The sequence below is a fragment of the Citrobacter sp. wls827 genome, assembly GCF_005280875.1.
Taxonomy (GTDB): Bacteria; Pseudomonadota; Gammaproteobacteria; order Enterobacterales; family Enterobacteriaceae; genus Citrobacter; species Citrobacter youngae.
In genome coordinates, this window is sequence record NZ_SZWR01000017.1 from 444,389 (window position 1) to 448,170 (window position 3,782).

At 51.2% G+C, this 3,782-nt stretch carries 4 protein-coding genes; 2 read left to right on the forward strand and 2 right to left on the reverse strand.

What is annotated here, in order from left to right; all coding sequences use genetic code 11:
• Positions 1-186 precede the first annotated feature (186 nt).
• Together FDX03_RS12695 and FDX03_RS12700 are read left to right on the forward strand one after the other, a co-directional pair.
• On the forward strand, positions 187-1,248 hold the full coding sequence (locus tag FDX03_RS12695; protein WP_137346000.1) for a YncE family protein: 1,062 nt from the start codon (positions 187-189) through the stop codon (positions 1,246-1,248).
• 136 nt (positions 1,249-1,384) lie between these two features.
• Entirely contained in the window at positions 1,385-1,606 is a 222-nt protein-coding gene (locus FDX03_RS12700; protein WP_043016274.1) for a YgdI/YgdR family lipoprotein, read from the forward strand.
• A gap of 44 nt (positions 1,607-1,650) precedes the next feature.
• On the opposite strand, the gene ansP is transcribed toward FDX03_RS12700, so the two are convergent.
• Complete coding sequence (gene ansP / locus FDX03_RS12705; protein ID WP_121584666.1) at positions 1,651-3,093, reverse strand: L-asparagine permease; 1,443 nt, start codon at positions 3,091-3,093, stop codon at positions 1,651-1,653.
• A gap of 277 nt (positions 3,094-3,370) precedes the next feature.
• The coding region (locus FDX03_RS23340; protein WP_249357052.1) for a methyl-accepting chemotaxis protein at positions 3,371-3,782 on the reverse strand (412 nt) is incomplete at its 5' end.

Genomic DNA, 3,782 nt, shown 5'->3' on the forward strand with positions numbered 1-3,782 from the left:
AATATTGATTTCGCCGCAAGCGAGTATTCATAGAGAAAATAAGCAGGTTTTCACCGAATGTGAATAAACACTCCACTTTGCGATAAATAATGATTACTATTCTCATTCTTAAAAAGGCAAAACCATGATTTTGCTCATTGAAGCTATGTGAAGCAGTAACAACTGAATTTATCAAAGGGAGTCGTCATGTCTTTACGTCATCTGTTTTCACCGCGCCTGCGTGGTTCTTTACTGTTAGGTTCACTGCTGGTTGCATCATCATTTAGCACGCAGGCTGCGGAAGAACTGCTGCGCAAAGGCGTAGGTAAAGGCGCCTACGAAATGGCGTACAGCCAGCAGGAAAACGCACTGTGGCTGGCCACCTCGCAGAGTCGTAAGCTGGATAAAGGTGGGATAGTTTACCGTCTTGATCCGGTGACGCTTGAAGTGACTCAGGTTATTCATAACGATCTCAAACCGTTTGGCGCAACCATCAATAACGCGACGCAAACGCTGTGGTTTGGTAATACCGTGAATAGCGCGGTGACGGCGATTGATGCGAAAACCGGTGAGGTGAAAGGGCGTCTGGTACTGGATGCGCGTAAACGTTCTGAAGATGTCCGTCCGCTGCAGCCTCGTGAACTGGTCGCCGATGATGCCACCAACAAGGTATACATCAGCGGAATTGGTAAGGAGAGCGTGATTTGGGTCGTGGACGGTGAGACTGTCAAACTTCAGGACACGATTCAAAATACCGGTAAAATGAGCACTGCACTGGCCGTCGACAGCAAGGCTAAACGCCTGTATACCGCCAATGCCGATGGCGAATTCATTACCATCGATACCGCCTCCAACAAAATTCTCAGCCGCAAAAAACTGCTGGACGATGGCAAAGAGCACTTCTTCATTAACCTGAGCCTGGATACGGCAGGTCATCGTGCGTTTGTCACTGACTCTAAAGCAGCGGAAGTGCTGGTTATCGATACCCGTAGCGGCAACGTGCTGGCAAAAGTTGCCGCGCCGGAATCCCTGGCCGTACTGTTCAACCCGGTGCGTAATGAAGCTTACGTGACCCACCGTCAGGCCGGTAAAGTCAGCGTGATCGACGCGAAAAGCTATAAAGTGGTTAAAACCTTCGATACCCCGACGTTCCCAAACAGCCTGGCGCTCTCCGCCGATGGTAAAACCCTGTACGTTAGCGTGAAACAGAAATCCACACGCGAGCAGGAAGCGACTCAACCGGACGATGTTATTCGTATCGCCCTGTAATTATTCGGAGGGGGCAACCCCTCCTGTCATTTCTCTATACTCCACGATACGCCTCGTTACACCCCATCGGTAGCCTGACAAACTTCAGAGACTTACACTACGCCCTCAACGGCTAACTGAATAACACGGGAATACCATGAAAAAGCCATTAATCTGTCTTTGTGCGGGCGTAATGCTGTTTACGCTGGCAGGGTGCACCACCGATTACGTCATGACGACGAAAAGCGGACAAACGATTACCACCCAGGGCAAACCAAAACTGGATAAAGATACGGGAATGACCAGCTATACCGATCAGGACGGGAATGCGCGGGAAATTAACAGCAATGATGTTGCTCAGCTAATTGAAGCAAACTAAGTCGCTCAAACGGGTAGGCCAGAAATCTGACCTACCTTAAAGCGTTATGGCGCGGTACGGTGGATTTCCGCGACGCGTTTACGTACACCAAACCAGCCAGCGACCAGCAGAATGGCAATCAGCGGTAATGAGGCGATAGTGTAGGTCCCATTCGGATAGTCAAACGCCATCAGCACCAGCACAGCCAGTAAAAACAACAGTGTTAACCAGGACGTAAACGGCGCACCTGGCAGTTTGAAGTGAACGTCTGCCGCTTTACCATCTTTAATGGCCCGACGCAGACGCATCTGGCACACCATAATGAATGCCCACGATGCAATGATGCCCAGCGAGGCAAAGTTAAGCACGATCTCGAATACCTGCGAAGGCACCAGATAGTTGAGGAAAACCCCGACGACGTACACGACAAGCGTGGCAAGTATGCCAGCATAAGGTACGTGTTGACGGCTCATTTTGGCCATAAATTTGGGCGCGGAACCGCCCATCGACATTGAGCGCAAAATACGACCAGTGCAATACAAACCCGAGTTGAGGCTGGAAAGCGCAGCGGTAAGCACCACGATATTCATAATACTGCCAATATAGGGAACGCCGAGTTTGGAAAAGAAGGTAACAAACGGGCTTTGACCTGCCTGATAGGCATTCCACGGCAGCAGCATGACCAGTAACACCACTGAACCCACATAGAACAGGCCAATTCGCCAGATAACGCTGTTAATCGCTTTTGGCACCATCGTTTGCGGATCTTTGCACTCACCCGCCGCAGTGCCTACCAGTTCAATGGAAGCAAATGCAAAGACGACGCCCTGTACCAGTACCAGCGCTGGCAGCAGGCCATGCGGGAAAAAACCACCGTTGTCGGTGATCAGATGAAAACCCGTGGCGTTACCATCGAGCGGTTTTCCCGTGCCTAAAAAGACAGTCCCGACGACCAGGAAGATAACGATAGCCAGCACTTTGACCAGTGCAAACCAGAACTCCATCTCCGCAAACCACTTTACGCCGATCATGTTCATGGTGCCGACAATGGCCAATGCGCCGAGGGCAAACACCCATTGCGGTACGTCACCAAATGCGCCCCAGTAGTGCATATACAAGGCCACGGCCGTGATATCCACGATTCCGGTCATCGCCCAGTTGATGAAGTACATCCAGCCAGCCACATAGGCCGCTTTCTCACCTAAAAATTCGCGGGCATAAGAGACAAAGCTGCCGCTGGAAGGGCGGTGTAAAACCAGTTCACCGAGTGCCCGCAGAATGAAGAATGAAAAAATACCGCAGACCAGATAGACCAGTGCTAAAGCGGGGCCGGCCATTTGCAAACGTGCGCCAGCCCCTAAAAATAACCCGGTACCAATAGCACCGCCAATGGCGATCATTTGTACCTGCCGGTTACCCATCGCTTTGTGATACCCCTCTTCGTGAGCATTCAACCAGCGTCGTTTCGCCGCGTGTTGTTCCGCGGCTTGCGTGTTGTGTGTGTTCATTACGTTTCCTGTTAACCTGACTAATTTACAAAATCCTTTTTGCCGCAGCAGTTGCGGCGAAAACAGCGTTACCCTTCATTGTGTTACCGCGGGAAACTGTCGGCCGAGCATCCTACATTCAATTGAGAAGTGACGCAAAGCCTGGACACGGGGAAATGGGGTTTTTCTGTGGCCTGAATCGACGGGATGTGGACTCGATTCAGTAAAAACAGAGGCGGTGGGAAAATGCGAAGGAATGCGCTCATCCTGATCGTCAGCAGAATGAGCGCTGTTTGCCTTATACCGACACGCCAAAGACCTGCACGGCCTGCTGCAATCGCGATGAGCGCTGCGTTAAATCGGTAGTTGCGTCAGTGACACGCTCCACCATCTCGGCATTATTGTGCGTCATGGTACCAACACGCGAAATGGAATCATTAATCAGATCCAACGCCTGGGTTTGCTCCCGCGTTGCCAGACTAATGTCTTTAATCATCATCGACATCTGTAACACATCGCTGATCATTCCGGTGAGATGCGTTTCTGTTTGTTCAACCATTTTTACGCCGGTATTGACGTTAGCGACGTTCTTCTCGATAAGCTGTTTAATCTCTTTTGCCGCTGATGCAGAGTGTTGCGCAAGATTGCGCACCTCCGCGGCCACGACGGCAAAACCGCGCCCGGATTCTCCGGCACGCGCCGCCTCAACG

Excerpts from the sequence above, each read along its gene's own strand:
- FDX03_RS12700 (WP_043016274.1), top strand. The coding sequence starts at position 1,385 with ATGAAAAAGCCATTAATCTGTCTTTGTGCGGGCGTAATGCTGTTTACG.
- ansP (WP_121584666.1), bottom strand. The coding sequence starts at position 3,093 with ATGAACACACACAACACGCAAGCCGCGGAACAACACGCGGCGAAACGA.
- FDX03_RS12695 (WP_137346000.1), top strand. The coding sequence starts at position 187 with ATGTCTTTACGTCATCTGTTTTCACCGCGCCTGCGTGGTTCTTTACTG.